This is a genomic window from Fictibacillus sp. Mic-4 (assembly GCF_049843615.1).
In the GTDB taxonomy this organism is placed as follows: domain Bacteria; phylum Bacillota; class Bacilli; order Bacillales; family Fictibacillaceae; genus Fictibacillus_A; species Fictibacillus_A gelatini.
Genome location: NZ_JBBHZM010000035.1, coordinates 25,069 through 40,683, shown reverse-complemented (window position 1 = coordinate 40,683; position 15,615 = coordinate 25,069). Strand labels below are relative to the sequence as shown.

Genomic DNA, 15,615 nt, shown 5'->3' with positions numbered 1-15,615 from the left:
TATAAGAATCGCTTCGGTTGAAAGAGGATATGATATTTGTTAAGCTGATAGGGACATTTAAAATTGAAAGGATGGTTCATTATCCAACAAATTAAAGTCAAGCATACATCTGAGATGGAAAAAGCGATGCAGAAATCACACGGCATTGGATACGCAGAGTATGAAAGAAGCCTTGAGAAGCGTTTAGAGGTTGAGGAAAAACGTGAAGCAGAATACGTTAAAGGTTTAGATGTTACAGCAGAATTGGACCGTAAGATATTATAATGGGCAAACTATTATAATGTAAGAAAAAATCAGTATCCTAATAATGGGGTACTGATTTTTTGACAGAAGAAATAAAATAACCGGAAATGTTGAAGATACATTTCATTTGTTATAAAATTAGAATGAGAATAAATTGAGAATGGAAAAGCACTTCACTCTCGAGATTACTTTCATTACGATTAGATACGTATGAATTTTAAGATGGAGGTCATTCTATGTCAACACCTAACTTAAAGATTGAAGATTTACATGTTGCAATCGACGATAAAGAGATCATCAAAGGTCTTAGCCTTGAAATAAATGGCGGGGAAATCCATGCGGTTATGGGACCTAACGGGACGGGGAAATCTACTCTTTCAGCGGCTCTTATGGGTCACCCGAAATATGAAGTAACAGGCGGTAAAGCATTTTTTAACGGCGAAGATCTTTTAGAAATGGACGTTGATGAGCGAGCTAAAGCTGGTCTTTTCCTTGCGATGCAATATCCAAGTGAAGTAAGCGGAATTACGAACGCTGACTTCTTGCGTTCTGCCATCAATGCAAAACGTGAAGAAGGCGATGAAATTTCTTTAATGAAATTCATTCGCGAACTAGACAAGAAAATGGAAGTCCTTGAAATGGACAGCTCTTTTGCGCACCGTTATTTAAATGAAGGGTTTTCCGGCGGTGAGAAGAAACGTAATGAAATTTTGCAGTTAATGATGTTAGAGCCGAAAATTGCGATTTTAGACGAAATTGACTCAGGTCTAGATATTGACGCTCTTAAAATCGTTGCAAAAGGTGTTAACGAAATGCGCAGTCCTGATTTCGGCTGCTTAATTATTACACACTACCAGCGTCTATTGAATTACATTAAACCTGATAAAGTACATGTAATGATGCAAGGGCGTATTGTAAAATCAGGCGGTCCTGAACTTGCTGAACGTCTTGAAGCTGAAGGATATGACTGGATTAAAGAAGAATTAGGCATTGAAGACGAAACTGTTGGTCAAGAAGCGTAGCAAGGAGGGCTATACATGTCAGTTGATACTTCTTTCAAATTCGACAAGGATTACGTAAGCAAGTTTTCGAGTGAGAGACAAGAGCCTTCCTGGCTGGCGGAACTTCGCTTACAAGCATTGGAACAAGCGCAAAGCCTGCCAATGCCAAAACCGGAAAAAACAAAAATTGACAATTGGAATTTTACCGAATTCAAACATGAAGTAAGCGGGAATAAACAAGTCGCTTTCCATGAACTTCCAGAAGCGATTCAAGCGTTAATCGGGAAAGAAGAGGAAGCGGGAAGCGTCCTCGTTATTCGAAACGGAGCGGTTGCTTATCACTCGGTTACGGAAGAGTTAAAAGATAAAGGCGTCATCTTTACCGATTTTGCCACAGCCGTTCGGGAACATGGCGATTTAGTCCGCAATTATTTTATGAAAGACGCAGTGCATGTAGACGAGCATCGTTTAACTGCCCTACATGCCGCTTTAGTTAGCAGCGGAGCATTTGTTTACGTTCCAAAAAATGTTGAAGTGGATATTCCGATTCAAGCGATTTATTTTAATGATGATGGAGAAACGGGCATATTTAACCACGTTTTAATCGTCACGGAAGATAACAGTTCCGTAACGTATGTGGAAAATTATTTGTCTACCAATGATGAAAGCCCATCTGTTGCCAATATCGTTTCTGAAGTATTTGCCGGAGCCGGTGCGAAAGTGATTTACGGAGCGGTAGATAATTTCGCTAAAGGAATGACGACATATGTAAACCGCCGTGGTCGGGCAGCTCGTGACGGAAGAATCGAATGGGCACTCGGCCAATTGAATGATGGAAACACCATTTCAGACAACACAACCCATTTAGTCGGAGATGGTTCATATACGGACAAAAAGACGGTATCGATCGGCCGCGGGGATCAAAAACAAAACTTCGTCGCACATGCCATCCATTATGGCAAACATTCAGAAAGTTACATTTTGACCCATGGTGTAATGAAAGATACAGCAAGTTCAATTTTTAACGGAATCGCCAAAATTGAACATGGCGCAACGAAATCGAATGGGGAGCAAACGGAACGTGTCTTAATGCTAAGCGAAAAAGCGCGTGGTGATGCAAACCCGATTCTTTTAATTGATGAGGATGATGTAACAGCAGGCCATGCTGCATCTGTCGGAACCATTGATCCGATTCAACTTTTCTATTTAATGAGCCGCGGTATTTCGAAAACGGAAGCTGAACGGTTAATTATTCATGGTTTCCTTGCTCCTGTTGTAGGAGAAATTCCGCTTGAATCTGTTAAATCACGGTTGATCGAGGTTATAGAAAGGAAAGTTAAGTAATGGACATTCAGGAAGTCAGAAAGCAGTTTCCGATCCTTGATCAACAAGTTAACGGTAAACCACTCGTTTATTTCGATAGCGCTGCGACTTCTCAAAAACCGATTGCTGTTATTGAAGCCTTAGACAAGTATTATCGTGAATATAATTCCAATGTTCATCGTGGTGTGCATACCCTTGGTACGCGCGCCACGGATGGCTATGAAGGAGCACGTGAAAAGGTTCGGCGCTTCATCAATGCAAAGCAGACGGAAGAAATTATTTTTATGCGCGGAACGACAACCGCTCTTAATACAGTTGCATCAAGCTACGGTTTAGCCAATGTTTCAGAAGGTGATGAAATTGTTATTACACCGATGGAACATCACAGCAATATTATTCCGTGGCAGCAAGTGGCAAAGAAAACGGGTGCAACGCTTAAATATTTGCCGCTTCAACAAGACGGAACAATCGATCTTAAAGATGTAGAAAGCACAGTGACGGCACATACTAAAATTGTCTCTGTTGCCCATGTATCGAACGTTTTAGGAACGGTCAATCCGATTAAGGAAATTGCTGCAATCGCCCATAAAAATGGCGCGATAATGGTTGTTGATGGTGCTCAAAGCACTCCGCATATGAAAGTTGACGTTCAAGAATTAGACTGTGATTTCTTTGCCTTCTCTGCTCATAAAATGTGTGGGCCAACGGGAATTGGCGTACTTTATGGAAGGAAGTCATTATTAGAACAAATGGAACCAGTCGAGTTCGGCGGTGAAATGATTGATTTTGTTGACTTATATGATTCAACATGGAAAGAATTGCCGTGGAAGTTTGAAGGCGGGACACCGATCATTGCAGGTGCGATTGGTTTAGCCGCGGCTATTGATTTCCTCGAAGAAATTGGTTTAGATGCGATTCATGACCATGAACAAGAGCTTGTTAATTACGCAATGAGCCGCATAAACGAAATAGAAGGCTTAACGGTATATGGGCCATCAGCGCGTGCTGGACTTATAACATTTAATATTAATGATGTTCATCCACATGATGTCGCAACGGTTCTTGACGCAGAAGGAATTGCTGTCCGTGCTGGCCACCATTGCGCGCAGCCGTTAATGAAATGGTTAAATGTGACTGCCACCGCCCGCGCAAGTTTTTATTTATACAATACAAAAGAAGAGATTGACATTTTTCTTAAAGGCTTAATTACAACAAAGGAGTATTTCGGTCATGTCTTCTAATTTAGATCAGCTTTACAGGCAGGTCATCATGGATCATTATAAAAATCCACGCAATAAAGGGGAACTCTCAGATGATTCAGTAACGATTCATATGAACAACCCGACATGCGGAGATCGAATTCAGCTTCACTTGAAAATTGAAGATGGAAAGATAATGGACGCTAAATTTGATGGTGAAGGCTGTTCCATAAGTCTTTCTTCCGCATCGATGATGACGCAGGCGATCAAAGGATTGTCGGTGGAAGAAGCGCAAAAACTTGCCCACATTTTTTACAATATGATGCTCGGGAAAGAGTATGAAATAGAGAACTTTGATTTAGGTGATATTGAAGCGCTGCAAGGTGTTTCTAAATTCCCTGCCCGCATTAAATGCGCCACTCTTGCTTGGAAAGCGATGGAGAAAGGCGTAGGGAGCCAGACAGAAAAACAATAATTACCATGTTTGCGCAGGTGGTTGTTTATTTGTGCTTTAACACGTACAATGAATGCAAGAAATGCCATTAGCGCAAGAACGTATCCTTTAAGGAGGGACCTGAACGATGGCGAAAAAAATGCCTGAAATCGGCGAGTATAAATATGGCTTTAGAGATAAAGACGTATCCATTTTCCGTTCAAAACGCGGGTTAACGAAAGAAATCGTCGAAGAAATTTCACGAATGAAAAATGAGCCTGAATGGATGCTTGAATTCCGTTTAAAATCATTAGAACAATTTTATAAAATGCCAATGCCTCAATGGGGCGGAGATTTATCTGAGCTAAACTTTGATGACATTACGTATTATGTTAAGCCGTCAGAGAAGTCAGAGAAATCATGGGATGAGGTTCCGCCGGAAATTAAGGCGACTTTCGATAAACTTGGTATTCCAGAAGCAGAACAAAAATATCTTGCCGGTGTATCCGCACAATATGAGTCTGAAGTGGTATATCATAACATGAAAGAAGACCTGGCTGAATTAGGCATTTTATTTACTGATACAGATACAGCGCTAAAAGAACATGAAGAAATTTTCAAAGAGTATTTCGGTACGGTTATTCCACCGTCGGATAACAAATTCGCGGCTTTAAATTCGGCAGTATGGTCCGGAGGTTCGTTTATTTATGTACCAAAAGGCGTAAAATGCGACACTCCGTTGCAAGCCTATTTCCGCATTAACTCGGAAAATATGGGACAGTTCGAACGTACATTAATCATTGCCGATGAAGGAAGTTCCGTCCATTATGTAGAAGGCTGTACAGCCCCTGTATATTCAACAAACTCTCTGCACAGTGCGGTTGTTGAAATTATCGTAAAGAAAGACGCATATTGCCGTTACTCTACGATTCAAAACTGGGCGAACAACATTTATAACCTTGTAACGAAACGTGCCGTTGCAGAAGAAAATGCGACAATGGAATGGATTGACGGTAACATCGGTTCACGTTTAACGATGAAATATCCGGCCGTTATTATGAAAGGCCGCGGTGCAAAGGGCACGATTCTTTCCATTGCAATCGCTGGTAAGGGACAACACCAGGATGCAGGAGCAAAAGTTCTGCACCTTGCGCCGGATTGCTCTTCAACTATCGTTTCGAAATCGATCTCTAAACAAGGTGGTAAAGTAACATATCGTGGTATCGCCCACTTTGGACGCAAATCGGATCGATCTAAATCGAACATTAAATGTGATACGCTCATTATGGATAATCAATCAACATCCGATACGATTCCATACAATGAAATTTTAAACAACAATATCACGCTTGAGCATGAAGCGACTGTGTCGAAAGTGTCCGAAGATCAATTGTTCTATTTGATGAGCCGCGGTATTTCTGAACAAGAAGCGACAGAAATGATTGTTATGGGCTTCATCGAACCATTCACAAAAGAACTTCCAATGGAATATGCAGTTGAAATGAACCGTCTCATTAAGTTTGAGATGGAAGGCTCAATTGGTTAATATCTTTTTTGCAAAGCGAACTCGGGGTGTGAGTTCGCTTTTGCAATACGTTCAAAACATTTATAGCTACATAAGGAGACAAATTCATGATATTAATTGGAGTAACCGGGTGGGGAGATCATGACATATTGTATCCAGACGGGGCACCTTCAAGCGAGAAGCTGCAAGTATACAGCGGCCATTTTCCAGTTGTTGAAATTGATTCTTCTTTCTATGCCATTCAACCAGAAAAAAATTATGTAAAGTGGGCAAAAGACACGCCCGAATGCTTTTCTTTTGTCGTCAAAGCGTACCAGGAGATGACCGGTCACTCAAGAGGAGAGCGGAAATTCAAATCAATAAAAGAAATGTTCCATTCGTTTAAAGAGTCGATCCAACCTTTAATTGAATCAAATAAATTAAAAATGGTATTGTTTCAATATCCGCCCTGGTTTGAATGCACGAAAGATAGCGTTACTATTCTGCGGGTTACGAAAGAATTGATGGGCAATCTGCCTGTTGCTCTTGAATTCCGGCATCAATCATGGTTTTCACCTGAGATGAAAGAAAAGACATTACGCTTCATGACAGAAGAAGGATGGATCCATTCGGTTTGTGATGAGCCGCAGGCGGGATCAGGATCGGTTCCGACCGTACTTCAAGCAACAAATACTAATCTTACACTCGTCAGAATGCACGGGCGAAATGTGTATGGCTGGAACAATCATGGCCAGCCTAATTGGAGAGAAGTCCGATATTTGTATCGCTACAATAAAGATGAGCTCCTTGAGTGGAAGAAGAATATTGAGGAACTTGCCAAACAATCAAGAGAAATCGTTGTCTTGTTTAACAACAACTCAGGCGGGGATGCCGCAGAAAATGCGAAACAATTGATCGAGTATTTAGGTATAGAATATAAGGGATTGGCTCCGAGACAACTAGATTTGTTTTAGAGGATGGTCCGGGAAACCTCCTTATTGGACACATAATGAATAAAGAAAGCGAGGGAGATGGGTGCTTTGGATTATACTTATCATAACAGGATTTCTTGCAGGTACATTTGGAAGTATTATCGGTCTTGGCGGAGGCATAATTGTTGTGCCTTCTCTTTTATACGGTGGTGAACATGGGCTCTTCCCTAATATTACACCTCAACATGCTGTTGGGACATCGATTATCATATTGATCGTCACAGGCCTGTCATCTACACTTTCATACATAAAAAAAGGAAAAGTGGATTATAAAAGCGGATTGATCTTTTTTATCGGGAGCGGTCCCGGATCGATTATTGGCGCAGCATTAAATGAAGGCGTCAGCCAGGGTACATTTTACTGTTTGTTCGGCGGATTTATGATATTTGTTTCGTTCTTACTGATGATTCGGGATAAATTAAAGCCGATCCCGGCAAAAAAAGGATTTAAAAGAACGGTAATGAATGATGAAGGTGAGACGGTCACGTATTCCTATCAACCTGTTCTTGCTGTCATTATCTCATTCGTCGTTGGGATGATTTCCGGGCTGTTCGGAATCGGCGGCGGTTCTTTAATGATGCCTGCGATGATTCTTCTTTTTGGTTTTCCGGTATCGATAGCGGTTGCGACAAGCATGTTTATGATTTTTTTATCGAGTGTTGTTGGTTCTTCGACTCATCTATATTACGGTAATATCATCTGGTTATATGCGCTTGCGCTTGTCCCAGGAGCCTGGTTTGGCGCTAAGTTTGGCACGTATATCCATTCAAAAATGAAAGATAAAACGGTTGTTCTTAGCCTTCTTCTCGTTCTCATGGGTTTCGGGGTACGTTTCATTTATAAAGGAATCTTTTTATAAGAGAGGTACATCTCGTGAAGTCAACATTACATATTTACCATACGAATGATTTGCATAGTCATTTTGAAAATTGGCCCGGCATTGCCCGGGAAGTGAAATTGGCAAAAGAACGTTTTGAATCATTGGGCGAATCTGTTCTTTATTTTGATTGCGGCGATCATGTTGATAAGTTTCATCCTTTGACCGAAGGAACAGCCGGTCAGGGGAATACGGCACTACTTAATGATATCAATGTAAGTGGAGTAACGATTGGAAATAATGAGGGAATCACCTTAACGAAAAGCGAATTAAATGCTCTTTATAAAGAGGCGAAATTTCCTATTTATGTCGCGAATTTATTAGATGAAAAAGGGCGGAGGCCATACTGGGCAAAGCCATATGATTATTATGAAACAAAAGACGGTTTAAAGATCGGTGTGACCGGCGTGACAGTCCCTTTTACCGGTTTTTACAGTCCGCTCGGTTGGGAGGTTACGGATCCATTTGACGCTGTACGCCCAATCATAGAAAACTTAAGAAAAAATGCAGACCTTGTCATTGTTTTATCCCATTTAGGGTTAAATGAGGATAAGCGATTGGCGCAGGAGGTTGAAGGAATCGATATGATTCTCGGGGCTCATACACATCATGAGCTGAAAAAAGGATTGATCATTAATAAAACGTTCATCGCCCAAACTGGAAAATATGGAAATAACCTGGGCTCGATAAAAGTGGATTATCATCCATTGACGAAAAACATTATTCACATTGAAGCTGATTTAATCCCAGCAAATACTTTGGAACCTGATGAAGGAACGTCAGAATTAATAATGTCTCTTGAAAAAAAGGGGAGAGACCTATTAAACAAAGAAATTGCCTATTTACAGGAGCCATTAACGATTTCATGGGAAACGCCTTCCCCGTTTGCTAAGCTGTTAGCAGAAACTTTAAAAGAGTGGTGTAAAACGAAATTAGCAATGGTCAATAGCGGTGTCCTCCTGGAAGGCTTACCTGCAGGGCCTGTCACAAAGGGCGATTTACACCGCATTTGCCCCCACCCAATCAATCCATGCATCATTCGTTTAAAAGGGAATGAACTAAAAGAAGTCATCGGACACAGTCTGACAGACGAAATGATTCATCTGCAGCTTAAAGGTCTGGGATTCAGGGGGAAAGTGATAGGTTGCATGGTTTTTTCCGGGATTGATGTTATTAAAGAAAGAATGAAGGACGGACATTTTCATGTGAAAAGAATAATGGTTGAAGGTGTACCGGTAGATGACGAGAAAATCTATGAAATTGCAACGATAGATATGTTCACGTTCGGGCATCTCTATCCATCGATTGCAAGAAGTAAACATAAAGAATACTTGCTCCCTGAAACGCTTCGGGATTTATTAGCCTGGAAATTGAAATCATAAACGTTCATACATTCCCACTTCTCGCCTCTAAAAAATTGCGTTAGCATTTTTGGATTAACAACATAAACTTATAGGGGAAAGAGGTGGGAATATGTTGGAAATGAATCCGATTTTTATTGAAGGTCATCCATATACAGCAGTAACACTGCGCTTGCCCAAAACAAATTTCATGGTAATCTATAATGAAAAAGGATACATTTCATGTGGAGCACTTGATGTTTCGCTCTTAAACGAAAAATTAGCCGATCGAAAAATTATTGCAGCAAGAGCTGTTGGAGTCCGGACGATTGAACAACTATTAGAAGCACCGTTAGAATCGATCACATATGAAGCGGAAAATATCGGGATTAAAGTCGGAATGACTGGGAAGGATGCTCTTTTGAAAATGGTTTGATAAAAACTGCGCCATCATTGGTGCGGTTTTTAATATTTAAACCGGTCTCGTGTTAATTTTAACGCGATGAAATTAATGCAAAGCACACCGGTCATGATTGGAATACGCTCTTTATTGTTTGTGAAAATGTAGATTAAAAGGAGGTAAAGCCCGCTGACAAAAAAGCTGATCTGTAAATAATAAATGGCCTGGATTAGCTTTTTAAAGTCCAATTGACATTCCCTCTTTTCTTATTATTTTTTCTCCTCTCTTAGTATAACAAGAAATGATCCAAATTGGATGAAAAAATGAAAAATTGAAATAAGATTATTCTGATTAAATGTATGATACCATTAAGGCAAAGGTAAAAAAGAGGTGGTAAGATGAAGCAATATTTGAATTTGCTGAAGGATATCCTTGAAAACGGAGTTGAAAAGGAGGATCGGACAGGCACTGGCACGATTTCTGTATTCGGACGTCAAATGAGATTTAATCTTGAAGAAGGATTTCCTGTCGTCACTACGAAAAAGCTGCATTTGCGGTCCATTATTCATGAGCTGCTCTGGTTTTTAAAAGGAGATACGAACATTCAATACTTAAAAGAAAATGGCGTCAGCATCTGGGATGAATGGGCTGATGAGAACGGCGATTTAGGCCCCGTGTATGGACACCAATGGCGCTCCTGGCCAAAACCCGATGGAGGGACGATTGATCAAATTGCCAACGTCATCCATGACATAAAGCATAACCCTGATTCCCGCAGGCTCATTGTATCGGCATGGAATCCGGCTGATTTGCCGAAGATGGCTCTGCCGCCATGCCATTTGCTGTTTCAGTTTTACGTCGCAAATGGAAAGTTGTCCTGCCAGCTTTATCAGAGATCAGCGGACAGCTTTCTTGGAATCCCGTTCAACATCGCATCTTATGCGCTGCTGACCATGATGGTCGCGCAAGTTTGCGGCCTGAAACCGGGTGAATTTATCCATACGATTGGGGACGCCCACATTTACAAGAACCATATTGAGCAAGTGAAATTGCAGCTGACACGCGAGCCGAAGCCGCTGCCGACGATGAAAATCAACCCTGCGGTAACTTCAATCTTCGATTTTAAATACGAAGACTTCGAGCTCGTGAACTATGAATACCATCCTCACATTAAAGGAGAAGTATCCGTATGATTTCTTATGTCGTCGCGATGGACGAGAACCATTTAATCGGAAGTAAAAATAAGCTTCCATGGCACTTGCCGGCTGATTTAAAATACTTTAAAAAAGTGACGATGAATAAGCCGATTGTAATGGGCAGAAAAACGTATGAATCGATCGGAAAGCCGCTTCCAGGGAGGGAAAATATCGTACTGACGAGGGACCGAAACTATAAAGCGGAAGGCTGCACGGTTATTTATTCAGTAGAGGATATTATTAAGCGGGATAATGAGGAGATTTGCGTGATCGGCGGAGCGGAAGTTTTCAGGCTTTTTATGCCATATGTCAACCGAATGTACATTACAAAAATCCATGAGACGTTTGAAGGCGATACGTATTTTCCTGACTTTAATGAAAAAGAATGGAAGATCGTTTCAAAAACTCCCGGACAGGTAGATGAGAAAAATAAATATCCTCATGATTTTATCGTCTATGACAAGAAAATGTCCTAAATCGTGAAATAGCTCCCCCTTTCCATGCATAAACATAGCATGAAAGGGGGTTTTTCATTGATGAAACGGCGGAGGATGAAACTGAGGAAAGGCCCGCTTCGCTTTCGGACTGTGCTTATTATTTCGTTCATTCTTTTTATAGGATTAACCATTCTTGCATTGGAATTTATTGATAAAGGGATTGAACCGACATTGCTGTTAATAGCAGATAAAAAGACAGAGGAAGTTGCAACACTTGCACTGAATGAAATCGTGATGGAAAAGATTGTGGGCATTGATGAGATGAAAGATATCGTCAGCCTGGAAAAGGATAAAGACGGGAATATCATATCGAGTGATTTAAATTATTTCATCATTAACCGAATACAAAGAAAATCTAACGAAATGGTTCAAAGCTATTTAGATAGCATTTCGAATGGCGAAATTTCAGTAGAGGATTTAAGGGAAGGGAAATTAAATGACAAAAAAGCTTCACATAAAAAAAGCGATGGTGTCATTGAATATATTCCGCTCGGCCAGGCGATGAAAAATTCAATTCTTGCGAACGAGGGGCCAAAAATCCCCGTAAAGTTCGTTATGGTTGGCGACGTGAAAACAAAATTAGAACCAACGGTCAAGAAAGTTGGAATTAACAATACCTGGATTCAAGTGGTCATCAAAGTAAATGTCGATGTACAGACGGTTATTCCATTTGCCACAAAAACGAAAGAAGTTGATCGGGATTATCTAGTCGTTGGGAAATTCATCCCTGGAGAAGTCCCTCAATTTTATAGCGAATCAGGAACTCCGATTCAGCCTACCGTTCCGTATGATGCTGAAAAAACTAAAAAGTCCAATCAAACAAAAGAGAAAAAAGAGGAATGATGTTATAAACTGGATTTTGAAACTCGTATTAAAGATGAGAAGCCATCGTTTATTTTTATTCCTGGCTATTATGAAGAAGCCGGTTTAATGGTTAACAAGCTCTTGGTTAGGAATCAAAGAGCAATGGTGGGAGTAGACGGGTTAAATGCGAGTGACCAGGTGAGATGGCCTTTTATGGCGGACATTAAAAATAAAAGAAATAAACAACGTGAAATGGTGCACGTTGTTTATTTCTTTTTTAAGGATATTCGTTCCTGTCGCTCCCAGGCGCGTAAATAAGGATAAGGGTCGAATGCCCACTCAAATATCCCATTGTCGCGGTACATTCCGTAATGCAGGTGTGGCGGGAATTTTCCGGACGTTCCCGGCGGTCCGTATCCGGAACTTCCGACATATCCGACAATCATTCCAGGTTCTACGATCGTTCCTTTTTCAACCGATTTGTTAAAGCTGCTTAAATGGGCGTAATAATGGTATACATTGTTAATATCCCGTATCCCAATCCGCCATCCTCCATAACGATTCCAGCCTTTCATTTCGACAATACCGTATGATGTTGCCCTGACAGGGACTCCGTATCCGGCAAAAATATCCGTTCCCTCATGAATACGTAATCCCCCGTATCCTCTCCTGTCTCCCCATGTGTCCCGAAAGCTGTAGTTTGCTCTTAAAGGCAGGACGAAACAATGTTTATCAAGTGCGACCGTGCCATATGCTTTATATATAGCCGCATTTCCCATAATAATCCCTACCGCTTTATCGCGTTTATAATACTCCCATAATCCGATTTTAAAATCGTCTGGATCGGAACCATATTTTTGAATAAAATGAGCAAACGTATAAAGAACATCTTCATCATCTTCAAGACTCGCCTTTCCGTCATGATTTCCATCTAAACCTACTCCCCCGAATAATTGAATACTTGATGGATTTGTATCATGGAGGTCAGGATTTAACGGCCCGACCCATTGTCTCGGAGCGTAATAAATGCCGACAAGCCCTTTTTGTTTTTCTATATCTTTTCTTGCACGTCTTACGCTTCTTTCGTATTGATCGACTCCGGCAAAATAATACCATGGAATCAACGTAAGTGCTTCCATTTTTTTATACAATGCCATGCGCTCTATTTCTTCTTTAGAAAATGAGGAATTTTCGGCCTCTGTTTCTTTACACGGCAAGAATGAAAAAAGAAAGGCTGTCAAAGTGAGGAGAATTAACCCTTTCCTCATGAAAGTGAAACAACTCCTTTCTGGGCATATATCAATAGTTTGGTTTTTCAATGGAAAATCATTAACTCAAAATGTTGGAAAAAATCGTCGGTTGGTGTTTTTTTATTGAGTATGTTAAAGTAAAATTTGGAGTTAAAACAATTCATCATCACGGCTAATTTAACAAACATGAAGCCAAGTGAAATGGGAGTTGAGGAATTTGGCAAAAAAAGAAGAACATCTACGTAAGCCGGACTGGCTTAAAATAAAACTAAACACAAATGAAAATTATAAAGATTTGAAAAAAATGATGCGGGAGAAAAAGCTGCACACCGTTTGTGAAGAGGCAAAATGCCCTAATATTCACGAATGCTGGGCAATAAGAAAAACGGCAACTTTTATGATTTTAGGCGATATTTGTACCCGTGCTTGCCGTTTTTGTGCGGTAAAAACAGGTCTTCCAACTGAACTTGATCTACAAGAGCCGGAACGCGTAGCGGAATCTGTTGAGCAAATGGGATTAAAACACGTTGTTATTACCGCGGTAGCACGTGATGATCTAAAAGATGGCGGGGCCGGAGTTTTTGCCGAAACCGTTCGTGCGGTTCGAAAACGAAATCCGTTTTGTTCAATCGAAGTCCTTCCTTCAGATATGATGGGCGTTTATGAAAATTTAAAAACGCTAATGGATGCAAAGCCTGACATTTTGAACCATAATATCGAAACGGTCAGACGTTTAACACCTAGAGTTCGTGCACGTGCTACATATGAGCGATCATTGGAATTTTTGCGTAGAGCGAAAGAAATGAATCCAAGAATCCCTACAAAATCCAGCTTAATGATCGGAGTAGGCGAAACATGGGAAGAAATTTTGGAGACAATGGATGACCTGCGGGCAAATGATGTTGACATTATGACGATCGGCCAATATTTACAACCGACGAAAAAGCATTTAAAAGTACAAAAGTATTATCATCCGGATGAATTTGCAGAACTCAAGAAAATCGCGCTTGAAAAAGGCTTTAAACATTGTGAATCCGGTCCGCTTGTAAGGTCTTCATACCATGCTGACGAACAAGTAAACGCAGCCGCACAGAATAAATAAGAGACAAAACCAGAAGCATGCCACTCGCTTCTGGTTTTTCCTCTTTATTTGGCTCTGCTTTTCTCCATTTCCATTTCTCCCGGCTTCTCACCGTTTGCATTTTCAGTGCCGACAGGATAGCCTTGAGGAGATCGTTTCATTTCTTTAATTAAATGATTGATAACGACTCTGCGATTAGCTGTATGCGTATTAAACGATTGATATTGCTGCAGTTTCGGAATCATCCCTTTTTCATCGGATACATAGACATGATAATAACGCGGGACAATGGACATCGCCGTATCTTTTACCATGTCGGCTGCAGCCATACGGTCTTTGTTCGTTGTAACGTAAGCAATTAATACTTCTTTGTCAGTTACAAGGGTTGCCGCATCTTTAATTTGAGGCATCCGAATCGCTAAATCAGTTACGGTATGGGCCAATTTTTGCCTGTCAATGTAAGGAATTTCATGCTGCTTTAAAGCCCGGGCATGCTCGCCCTTGCGCTCGTGCCTTTCAAAACCAAAATCTGCATAATTTCGGTTTCTCTGGTTCGCTTCTTTATAGTTCACTCTTGAAAATTTATATTCAGTGGCTCTGTCGTTACGCCAGTCATATCCGCCACATGCTGACAATAAAAGAACAGCAGCCAGACTTAGTATGATTTTGATTTTCAATACTTTTCACCTCCTCTTTAGTTAGAGTGACCTGAATTAAACAATCTTTTACAAGAAATTGTTGGCTGAATTTTTGTCGTACATGGTAAAATAAAGGGAAGAGAGGTGACATTCATGATTCGGATTGGCGAATATGTATATGAACTAGTAGAAAATGAAAAAAACGCCTTTAATGAAGAACAATTTAAAACACGTTACAGTGAAATTTTACATAAATATGATTATATTGTTGGAGATATTGGGTATAATCAGCTCCGATTACGCGGATTTTTTGAAGACCATCACGAAAAAGCGACGTTTGACACGAAAATCAGCACATTGGGTGAGTATATTTATGAATATTGCAATTTTGGCTGTCCGTATTTTGTCCTTAAGAAAATAAACCCCTAGAAATTCTAGGGGTTAGGATAATCGTCATATGGCTCCTGCACATGTGTATCCGGGTCATCGTGCGTAACATGGGCTCCGGGCATTTGCCGTTCGAGTCCTTCATGAAGATTTTTGTATTCATAGTTAAAGGGTGTATAATGCCGCTCATTTCCTTCCCACGGTGTTGATTTCCCGAGTTTCATGTTCACGGGCGAGCCAACCGGGCCTTCCGGAAATTCTTCTTGAATCATATAGGTTCTGCCTGTTTCCACATTAGAGAAATCCGTATATTTTCGTTCTTTAGACAAAAAATCACCCCTTTAGGCTTTTAAGGATAGAGAAAATTATCCTTACTTTTAAACTGCCCAAAAAGGTGATCATGGCCGCTGGTTTTTTTGCCCAGTTTTTAAAAAAAGGATCCTTGTCCCT

Annotated in this window: 19 protein-coding genes; 15 read left to right on the top strand and 4 right to left on the bottom strand. The window is 40.6% G+C overall.

The genetic code is table 11. The features are described 5' to 3' along the window. Positions 1-63: 63 nt before the first annotated feature. From WD019_RS17830 to WD019_RS17785, 10 genes are all read left to right on the top strand, one after another. Positions 64-264: a hypothetical protein gene (locus WD019_RS17830; protein WP_425712341.1), complete on the top strand. Its 201-nt coding sequence runs from the start codon at positions 64-66 to the stop codon at positions 262-264. A gap of 215 nt (positions 265-479) precedes the next feature. Continuing rightward, positions 480-1,265 carry a Fe-S cluster assembly ATPase SufC gene (gene sufC / locus WD019_RS17825; protein WP_425712340.1) on the top strand — a complete coding sequence of 262 codons (786 nt, stop codon included), beginning with the start codon at positions 480-482 and terminating at the stop codon, positions 1,263-1,265. A 15-nt stretch (positions 1,266-1,280) separates the two neighbouring features. After that, positions 1,281-2,588: a Fe-S cluster assembly protein SufD gene (gene sufD / locus WD019_RS17820; RefSeq protein WP_425712339.1), complete on the top strand. Its 1,308-nt coding sequence runs from the start codon at positions 1,281-1,283 to the stop codon at positions 2,586-2,588. Continuing rightward, positions 2,588-3,808: a cysteine desulfurase gene (locus WD019_RS17815; protein WP_026677857.1), complete on the top strand. Its 1,221-nt coding sequence runs from the start codon at positions 2,588-2,590 to the stop codon at positions 3,806-3,808. Before sufD ends, WD019_RS17815 begins: the two co-directional genes overlap by 1 nt. Beyond that, entirely contained in the window at positions 3,798-4,241 is a 444-nt protein-coding gene (gene sufU, locus WD019_RS17810; RefSeq protein ID WP_026677858.1) for a Fe-S cluster assembly sulfur transfer protein SufU, read from the top strand. Before WD019_RS17815 ends, sufU begins: the two co-directional genes overlap by 11 nt. A gap of 106 nt (positions 4,242-4,347) precedes the next feature. Further along, complete coding sequence (sufB, locus tag WD019_RS17805) at positions 4,348-5,745, top strand: Fe-S cluster assembly protein SufB (RefSeq protein ID WP_026677859.1); 1,398 nt, start codon at positions 4,348-4,350, stop codon at positions 5,743-5,745. A gap of 86 nt (positions 5,746-5,831) precedes the next feature. Continuing rightward, positions 5,832-6,677 carry a DUF72 domain-containing protein gene (locus WD019_RS17800; RefSeq protein WP_425712338.1) on the top strand — a complete coding sequence of 282 codons (846 nt, stop codon included), beginning with the start codon at positions 5,832-5,834 and terminating at the stop codon, positions 6,675-6,677. A 61-nt stretch (positions 6,678-6,738) separates the two neighbouring features. Then, complete coding sequence (locus tag WD019_RS17795) at positions 6,739-7,554, top strand: sulfite exporter TauE/SafE family protein (RefSeq protein ID WP_425712337.1); 816 nt, start codon at positions 6,739-6,741, stop codon at positions 7,552-7,554. A gap of 14 nt (positions 7,555-7,568) precedes the next feature. Continuing rightward, positions 7,569-8,954: a bifunctional metallophosphatase/5'-nucleotidase gene (locus WD019_RS17790; RefSeq protein WP_026677862.1), complete on the top strand. Its 1,386-nt coding sequence runs from the start codon at positions 7,569-7,571 to the stop codon at positions 8,952-8,954. A gap of 91 nt (positions 8,955-9,045) precedes the next feature. After that, positions 9,046-9,348, top strand: coding sequence for a YunC family protein (locus WD019_RS17785; protein ID WP_026677863.1), 303 nt, complete (start codon positions 9,046-9,048; stop codon positions 9,346-9,348). Positions 9,349-9,377: 29 nt separating this feature from the next. Here WD019_RS17785 and WD019_RS17780 read toward each other — a convergent pair whose 3' ends face one another. Then, positions 9,378-9,560 (bottom strand): hypothetical protein, encoded by a 183-nt coding sequence (locus tag WD019_RS17780; protein ID WP_026677864.1) that lies wholly within the window; start codon positions 9,558-9,560, stop codon positions 9,378-9,380. A gap of 150 nt (positions 9,561-9,710) precedes the next feature. Between WD019_RS17780 and WD019_RS17775 the strand changes: the two genes are divergently transcribed. The 3 genes from WD019_RS17775 to yunB are packed head-to-tail and all read left to right on the top strand — an operon-like array spanning position 9,711 to position 11,848. Then, positions 9,711-10,505 (top strand): thymidylate synthase, encoded by a 795-nt coding sequence (locus WD019_RS17775; protein ID WP_026677865.1) that lies wholly within the window; start codon positions 9,711-9,713, stop codon positions 10,503-10,505. Continuing rightward, positions 10,502-10,984, top strand: a complete 483-nt coding sequence (locus WD019_RS17770; RefSeq protein ID WP_026677866.1) for a dihydrofolate reductase — start codon at positions 10,502-10,504, stop codon at positions 10,982-10,984. The genes WD019_RS17775 and WD019_RS17770 overlap by 4 nt, the downstream gene beginning before the upstream one ends. 60 nt (positions 10,985-11,044) lie before the next feature. Then, complete coding sequence (gene yunB / locus WD019_RS17765; protein ID WP_051291461.1) at positions 11,045-11,848, top strand: sporulation protein YunB; 804 nt, start codon at positions 11,045-11,047, stop codon at positions 11,846-11,848. 227 nt (positions 11,849-12,075) lie between these two features. Here the strand turns inward: yunB and WD019_RS17760 are convergent, their stop codons facing one another. Further along, entirely contained in the window at positions 12,076-13,077 is a 1,002-nt protein-coding gene (locus tag WD019_RS17760) for a M23 family metallopeptidase (RefSeq protein ID WP_026677867.1), read from the bottom strand. A 199-nt stretch (positions 13,078-13,276) separates the two neighbouring features. Here WD019_RS17760 and lipA point away from each other — a divergent pair, with 199 nt between their 5' ends. Further along, the gene (lipA, locus tag WD019_RS17755) at positions 13,277-14,161 is read left to right on the top strand and encodes a lipoyl synthase (protein WP_026677868.1); all 885 of its coding nucleotides are present in this window, start codon (positions 13,277-13,279) and stop codon (positions 14,159-14,161) included. 44 nt (positions 14,162-14,205) lie between these two features. On the opposite strand, the gene WD019_RS17750 is transcribed toward lipA, so the two are convergent. Continuing rightward, on the bottom strand, positions 14,206-14,817 hold the full coding sequence (locus tag WD019_RS17750) for a YhcN/YlaJ family sporulation lipoprotein (protein WP_051291462.1): 612 nt from the start codon (positions 14,815-14,817) through the stop codon (positions 14,206-14,208). Between the two features lie 114 nt (positions 14,818-14,931). On the opposite strand from WD019_RS17750, the gene WD019_RS17745 reads away from it, so the two are divergent. Then, positions 14,932-15,207: a YutD family protein gene (locus WD019_RS17745; RefSeq protein ID WP_026677869.1), complete on the top strand. Its 276-nt coding sequence runs from the start codon at positions 14,932-14,934 to the stop codon at positions 15,205-15,207. A gap of 5 nt (positions 15,208-15,212) precedes the next feature. Here WD019_RS17745 and WD019_RS17740 read toward each other — a convergent pair whose 3' ends face one another. Further along, on the bottom strand, positions 15,213-15,437 hold the full coding sequence (locus WD019_RS17740; RefSeq protein ID WP_051291464.1) for a hypothetical protein: 225 nt from the start codon (positions 15,435-15,437) through the stop codon (positions 15,213-15,215). Positions 15,438-15,615 lie beyond the last annotated feature (178 nt).

What these genes read in the sequence shown, in the direction of transcription:
- sufC (WP_425712340.1), top strand. Translation starts at nt 480, where the DNA reads ATGTCAACACCTAACTTAAAGATTGAAGATTTACATGTTGCAATCGAC.
- sufD (WP_425712339.1), top strand. Translation starts at nt 1,281, where the DNA reads ATGTCAGTTGATACTTCTTTCAAATTCGACAAGGATTACGTAAGCAAG.
- WD019_RS17815 (WP_026677857.1), top strand. Translation starts at nt 2,588, where the DNA reads ATGGACATTCAGGAAGTCAGAAAGCAGTTTCCGATCCTTGATCAACAA.
- sufU (WP_026677858.1), top strand. Translation starts at nt 3,798, where the DNA reads ATGTCTTCTAATTTAGATCAGCTTTACAGGCAGGTCATCATGGATCAT.
- sufB (WP_026677859.1), top strand. Translation starts at nt 4,348, where the DNA reads ATGGCGAAAAAAATGCCTGAAATCGGCGAGTATAAATATGGCTTTAGA.
- WD019_RS17800 (WP_425712338.1), top strand. Translation starts at nt 5,832, where the DNA reads ATGATATTAATTGGAGTAACCGGGTGGGGAGATCATGACATATTGTAT.
- WD019_RS17785 (WP_026677863.1), top strand. Translation starts at nt 9,046, where the DNA reads ATGTTGGAAATGAATCCGATTTTTATTGAAGGTCATCCATATACAGCA.
- WD019_RS17775 (WP_026677865.1), top strand. Translation starts at nt 9,711, where the DNA reads ATGAAGCAATATTTGAATTTGCTGAAGGATATCCTTGAAAACGGAGTT.
- WD019_RS17770 (WP_026677866.1), top strand. Translation starts at nt 10,502, where the DNA reads ATGATTTCTTATGTCGTCGCGATGGACGAGAACCATTTAATCGGAAGT.
- yunB (WP_051291461.1), top strand. Translation starts at nt 11,045, where the DNA reads ATGAAACGGCGGAGGATGAAACTGAGGAAAGGCCCGCTTCGCTTTCGG.
- WD019_RS17760 (WP_026677867.1), bottom strand. Translation starts at nt 13,077, where the DNA reads ATGAGGAAAGGGTTAATTCTCCTCACTTTGACAGCCTTTCTTTTTTCA.
- WD019_RS17745 (WP_026677869.1), top strand. Translation starts at nt 14,932, where the DNA reads ATGATTCGGATTGGCGAATATGTATATGAACTAGTAGAAAATGAAAAA.
- WD019_RS17740 (WP_051291464.1), bottom strand. Translation starts at nt 15,437, where the DNA reads ATGATTCAAGAAGAATTTCCGGAAGGCCCGGTTGGCTCGCCCGTGAAC.